General features: G+C 41.6%; 7 protein-coding genes. 2 read left to right on the forward strand and 5 right to left on the reverse strand.

The features are described 5' to 3' along the window. Positions 1 to 100: 100 nt before the first annotated feature. The 3 genes from HZY94_RS09375 to HZY94_RS09385 all read right to left on the reverse strand — a co-directional run bounded on the left by HZY94_RS09375 (position 101) and on the right by HZY94_RS09385 (position 3,216). Positions 101 to 547, reverse strand: a complete 447-nt coding sequence (locus tag HZY94_RS09375) for a competence protein CoiA (protein ID WP_179925924.1) — start codon at positions 545 to 547, stop codon at positions 101 to 103. Between the two features lie 30 nt (positions 548 to 577). Further along, the gene (locus HZY94_RS09380; protein WP_179925928.1) at positions 578 to 1,741 is read right to left on the reverse strand and encodes an MFS transporter; all 1,164 of its coding nucleotides are present in this window, start codon (positions 1,739 to 1,741) and stop codon (positions 578 to 580) included. Positions 1,742 to 1,854: 113 nt separating this feature from the next. Continuing rightward, positions 1,855 to 3,216: a DUF1958 domain-containing protein gene (locus HZY94_RS09385; RefSeq protein ID WP_179925925.1), complete on the reverse strand. Its 1,362-nt coding sequence runs from the start codon at positions 3,214 to 3,216 to the stop codon at positions 1,855 to 1,857. A gap of 204 nt (positions 3,217 to 3,420) precedes the next feature. Here HZY94_RS09385 and HZY94_RS09390 point away from each other — a divergent pair, with 204 nt between their 5' ends. Beyond that, on the forward strand, positions 3,421 to 4,053 hold the full coding sequence (locus tag HZY94_RS09390; RefSeq protein WP_179925926.1) for a TetR/AcrR family transcriptional regulator: 633 nt from the start codon (positions 3,421 to 3,423) through the stop codon (positions 4,051 to 4,053). 124 nt (positions 4,054 to 4,177) lie between these two features. Here the strand turns inward: HZY94_RS09390 and HZY94_RS09395 are convergent, their stop codons facing one another. After that, positions 4,178 to 4,348 carry a hypothetical protein gene (locus tag HZY94_RS09395; protein WP_179924313.1) on the reverse strand — a complete coding sequence of 57 codons (171 nt, stop codon included), beginning with the start codon at positions 4,346 to 4,348 and terminating at the stop codon, positions 4,178 to 4,180. Positions 4,349 to 4,521: 173 nt separating this feature from the next. Next, complete coding sequence (locus HZY94_RS10705; protein ID WP_322783474.1) at positions 4,522 to 5,592, reverse strand: UvrD-helicase domain-containing protein; 1,071 nt, start codon at positions 5,590 to 5,592, stop codon at positions 4,522 to 4,524. 253 nt (positions 5,593 to 5,845) lie between these two features. Here HZY94_RS10705 and HZY94_RS09405 point away from each other — a divergent pair. Then, positions 5,846 to 6,018 (forward strand): helix-turn-helix domain-containing protein (locus HZY94_RS09405; protein WP_179924846.1); only part of this gene is annotated, 173 nt, incomplete at its 3' end.

Below are 6,018 nucleotides of genomic sequence, written 5' to 3' on the forward strand. Positions count from 1 at the left end.
CTTGAATACGGTTGTGATAAGCAGAAAGTTGTTTATTTTTGAGAGCTGATTTTAATTCATTAATTTGATCTTGTGTGAATTCCATAATATCTATTATAATTCAGATTTTGATTTTTGTTAAGTATAAGAAATGCTTCGATCCCAGCAGCCAGACCACTGGCAGGCCCAGATCTTGGTAAGCCCGACTCCGCCGCTCATAGTCTTGAGGGCTCAGAGGGCTGCATTGAATCTCCAGGGCTAAATTCTGCGACAAGAGTAGGTCTGAAACCACACTCCCCTTGGCCTGCCCCACTTCAAGAGCAACCGCTTCATGAACCTGGGCCCAGTCGAACAGATCCGCCTTGAGGTTGAGGTGCTCGGCTCCCTCATTCAAAACCGCTCCTTCACAAGCCTGGCCCACTTGATGGGCAAAATGAGGCCGAACCCATTGGCCTGATTTCAAGATAAGCTCCTGTTTACAGAACGGACAAAAAAAGGCCCCTCCTTGTGGGAGAGGACCTGTCAGTAGATGATGCAACTGCCCCTTGGCATCCATGGCTTGAAACATCGCTTTTCCTCCTCACTTCCTTATTCGGATTTAGGAGAATAATTTTTCACTTTTTGATTCATCAACACGCAAAAAGGGAACCATGAGGAAAACCAACAACAAGAGACCAACCATAACCCAGGACATGAGTTCATAACCCGAGCTATCGATCAGCCAGCCAGCCCAGGTTTGAACCACGATCGACAGTAGGCTTTTGGCAGTCTGAATCAAGGCCATCCCGGTCATGACAAAGCGCGGACCAACCAAGGTGTTGACCAATTTCAAGGTCAACATAATCAGGGTCATATTAGCCGCATGCTTGGCTAGGAGAGTTCCAAAAATCTTAAAGCCTAGCGGACTGGCCAAGCCAAAGAAAACAAACTGGAGGGTCATGAAAAAGAGTGGGAACAAGATCAGGATCTTGCTGGGATAGCGATCCATAAAGAGGTAGGAGTAGAAAATCAAGGGAGCCTCGCAAATAACCGCTAAGGAAACAATGGTCGACGCTTGACTAACCGTCAAACCACTGGCCTCCAGCATGGCCGGAATATATGTGTGTCCGACATTGGCAACGCCAGAAAAGAGGGCAATAATAACCAAGGCTAAGAGATAAGGCTTATTCTTGAGCACATCATTCAAAAAGGACTCTTCCTGCTTTTGCTTAGCCGGCATGTCTTCCTTCTCAATCGGTAACCCCAAAACTCCTAAAATCGACAGGAACAAGGTTCCCAGGAAAGCCACATAAATCGCTTGCGGATGGATCACCTGGTAGAGCACCCCTGCCATCTGGGTTCCAGTCGCATAACCAATGGTTCCCCAAACACGAATCGAGCCATACTTATAGGGCGATTTGGCAGCCAGGAGGTCCATGACCGGATTGATACCATTAATCATCATAATAGCCAAGCTGTAGCCCAAAACCAAGCCCCAGAGCTGATTGGACAGGAGGAAGATCACACCCCCCGCCAAGGCCAAGCCCAGACCCACTACCGTCACCGGTTTAATCCCTAACCGGTCATTTAAATACCCCATCACTGGCTGGGATAAGACAGAGGTAAAAAAGGATACCGAGACCACAAGCGACACCTGACTAGCCGAGTAGCCCAAATCCAACATATAAATGGACAGGATGGCTGAGAACAAGGCCCAGGACAGGTAGAAAAAGGTGTACATTAAAAAATAACGAAAATAAAGTGAGGCGGAACGCTGCACCAGTAACTCCTTTCTAGGATAAACAAAAATGAGGGGAGAGGGGCCCAAAGGACATTTCCATCCCTTTAGGACCCCACTCCCATCTAGTGAAAATTTACAATCAAGATTCTATCAGGTTATTTCTTTCCTTTAGCAGACTGCTTCTTGGTCTTACCTGTTCCAGTTTTGCTGAGGAGAAGGCGAACCAAGAGGAGAATCAAGGCTAGAAGCAGTAAAATCGGAATCAACAAGAGCCATTGGTAGTTGGCAAAAACATCGGCTAGCCAGCTCTTCTTGCCGATCTGACCGTTAGCCACATCATCTGCTTTTTGAGCGGACGCAAAGAAGGACTTATCTTCTGTTACCTTATAAGAGACATCCAGCTGTTGGTTAATGGGCTTTAGACCATTTTCAACAACCAGTTTTCCATCTGTCACAGATAGTTTTGCGTTCGTTCCTTTTTTCAGGGTAGCGTAGACATCTTGGTCAACCTTGTATTTTTGCCCGTCAACTTCGACTAGGCCCTTCTCCAAGACTTTTTTGTATTCATAGTCTTTAAAGGCTTTTTCCAAAAGCGCATTTCCAAATGGGTGGCGGTAGTATTCGCCATCTTGGTCAGCCCAGTCACCACCCCCCATAATCAACTCGACAAACCGTTGCCCGTCACGTTCACCGGTTGCAATATAGTTAAAGGCACCAGCTGGACTAGATCCTGTTTTCAGACCGTCTACCCCCTTCATTCCATAAAGGGCTCCCTCAACTGAGTAGTTGTAGGTTTCAAAGATCTCTTCATAAGGAGTTCCTTTTTTCACCGTCACCACTGGATCTTTGGTATAGTTCAAAATATCTGGGTACTTGTTGACGAAGTTAACCCCCAGAATGGCCATATCACGCGCCGTTGTTTGGTTTTCCTTGGTAATGTCATAACGTTGCGGTGTGTAGTAACCACTAAAGGCCTGAGCTGCAGCCCCACTGGCATTGTACCACTTGGTATTGGTCATGCCCATTTGCTGAGAAGTGGCATTCATCTTATCTAAGAAAGCATCACTGTCACCGTTGGATAGATAGTCAGCCAACATAACGGTGGTTACATTGGATGAAGGAATCGCCGTCATGGTGATCAATTCATCAATGGTGTAATCCACACCGGCAACAATTTTGTTATTGGAAATAGCGTAGAGTCCTGCAATGGTCTGCTCACGAGGAGTTGCCGTGATCACGTCATCTTTGGAAATTTCCCCCTTCTCCAAAGCCTCAAAGACCAAGTAGAGGGTCATCAATTTACTCATGCTGGCTGGGTCACGTGGTGCATCCGCATTGTCTTCCCAAACCACATCCCCTGTCTTGGCATCGACAATAATCGAGGACTTGGGACGGTTAATCTCCAATACCTCTGGATACATTTCCCGGGTGATGTCCATCAACTCATCTGCTGATGCTACTACCGGTGCCATTGCCAAGGCAGCAGCCATTAACAGAACTCCTAGTTTTTTCATCATCTATCTCCTTCTTTTCAATACTTTCTATTCTATCATACTTTCCGCCAGCTTCCTAGGGGAGAACCTTTTGAAAAAAGCGTTCCTGCTTGGACTTATCAGCTTTTCTTTCTTTTATTTAGAATAAATCCAAAAAATTTTCAAAAAGGCTTACATTTTTGCTAAAGTATGATACACTAAAATAAATAAACTTAAAAGGAACACAACATGCCGCAGAAACGTGCCCGTTCTCAAGAAGTGATTGAGCAGCGCTACCAGGATATCCTCAATGCCGCACGCAAGTTATTTCTGGTTAAATCCTATGATCAGATCTCCTTGGTCAGCCTTGCCAAACAACTAGACATTTCCAGACCTTCCTTCTACACCTACTTCCCATCCAAGGATGCTCTCTTTCTCCACCTGCTAAAAGAAGAAGGCTTGGATTTCGCAGTGGAAATGCAGAACCACTTTAAAAGCCCTTTATTATTGGAAGATTTTTGCAAGGACTTAATCGAACTGGTCCTGAACAAACCCCTATTTATGAAACTTCTTTCCGTGCCTTTCACCAATTTTCATTGTAGCCAAACAGATGAGGATCTCCTGCAATTTCGAGCAGAAGTTAAACCTTTTTTTAAAACCCTGTTTCAAATCTTCAAACAGCAATTCCCAGAGACCCCAGACTCCGAAATCTGGAGCGCCATCCGCAAGTATTACCTACTGATTTCAACCATCGCCAACTACGATTTCTTCGCCCAGATCCAAGTCGAAGAAAAACTGGACTTCTTTGGCAGCGACTCCCCCTCCAGCCCAGCCCAGTTTTACTCGGACATGCTCTACAAACTCTATCAGAATTATAGGTGAGGGATGCCGAGACTGAAATGGCTAAAGTAAAACCACACTGTGAGACCCAAGCTTGAAAACAATCAAGACGGATTCTTACAGTGTGGTTTTTGAATTTTTCGACTAGTCAATTGGCTCAATCTTTCTATTCCAACCCTACTAATTCGCGCTGCTTACGATTGGCTTCGTCCGCAACAAATTTAAAAACGGTTTTGTTTTCCTTGATAGTGCCTTCTTTGCCTAGACGACTAAAACTGCCACCGCACTTTTGTAAAATAGCTTCAGCATCAAGCTGGCGTTGTGTTTTTTCAGTCATTGAGTTTTTCCTCCAATTGTTTTCTAGTATACTCTGCTGGTAAAATCAAGTCAATATTGTCGACATTGAAATGGATAGGGAATGCTGAAGTTATAATCGCTTTCAATAATCTTCTTAAAGTCAAGCAGATGAGTAAATCTGTCTGGATTCTCTCGAATCGTATATAATAGAGACTAAGAATTTCCGTAATAACGGTAAAAATTATTTGGCTCTCTATGATTCTGTGCTATCACAGAATCAACCTGACTCTTATAATAGTTATTATCTATCAGAATAACCTTCTCTTTTGCTCTGGTAATTAATACATAGTGATTATTATTTGTATCTCTGTTAGTTAAGTTGTAGTCTTTTCCAAAACCGATCACTTGATCAAACTCCAAACCTTTGGCCGCAAATATTGTCATTATTTTATATTTATTATTAGATGGTATAAAAGCTACACTAAACCTCTGGTTTGATAATGTTTCTTTTAATTGACTAATATCACTTTCTGAAAAAATAACTTCTAAATAGTTTGAAAATGATTGAATTATTTCTGAAAAGTTCAGGTCATCAAAAATTTCTCCTTCTTTAGCAGGGAAGATGCTTTTCATTTGGTCCAGTACATTCTGAAATTTTTCAATTTCACTTCTCTTCAGCTCTAAATGATACTCTTCAACCAAATCAAAAATAGTAAAATTATCATCATAAAAATACCTTGCCAATACTCTCAAATACTGTGTGTTTTGACTTTGATTTTGATCTATAGGGGTAATCGGAATATATTCGAAATCAAAACCTTCATTCCTTAATTTATCTTTATAGACTAAGGCTTCATTGTTCTTTTTAACTATTATTGTAATTCCCTTATCTAAATCAATTAATTTCGTTTTAAGTAATTCCCCTAGAGAATGTATCCCAAGATTGACGATAACAACATGTTCATCTAAGTCTTTAGAGACTACAGGTAGAGATTCAGGATCATGTATGACCATTGCATAATTAACTATCTCAGGATGAGACCTGAAGTTGTGCCATAAATATTTTTGTTCCATTTTTTGTGGAATCTTATTAAAAATATCTTCACTAGCACCTCTCCATAGATAAATTGCCTGTTTCGTATCACCAACAATAAAAATATCTATCCCTAGACTACTATTAAGAAACATAAATAAATCATTCATTTTCAAATCCGAATCTTGATATTCATCTATAAAAATCATTTTATATTTTGAAGCCAGGTATTCTCTACATGCTTCAAAAATTTTAAAATGAAGTTAGCCACCCATCCTATCTGCTAGATAAGTACTACAACTCATTCTGATGAGTTGTCTGATTTCATTTGATAATAGGTTTGGAGCTGTTAGGCTAATTGGCCAAGGCTAATGATAGCCTTGGTTTAGCCCTCAAAACAGCTTCAAAAGTCCCTGTTGTCAAATGAAATCCTTTTGTAAGGTATAAGAAAACACCTCCGTGCTATACTTGTTGTTCACCACAAACAAAAGGAAGGGCACAGAGATGCAAAACAATTATACAACAAAAGGAAAACATTTGACAATTAATGATCGTCGCTACATTGAACGATGGAACAAAGAAGGAAAATCCAATCGAGAAATTGCTCGCCTACTTGGAAGAGCTCCTCAAACAATCAATAACGAAATCAAGCGAGGGCAAGTCTTACAACAAGTGAG

The sequence above is a fragment of the Streptococcus danieliae genome (assembly GCF_013415245.1).
Taxonomy (GTDB): Bacteria; Bacillota; Bacilli; order Lactobacillales; family Streptococcaceae; genus Streptococcus; species Streptococcus danieliae_A.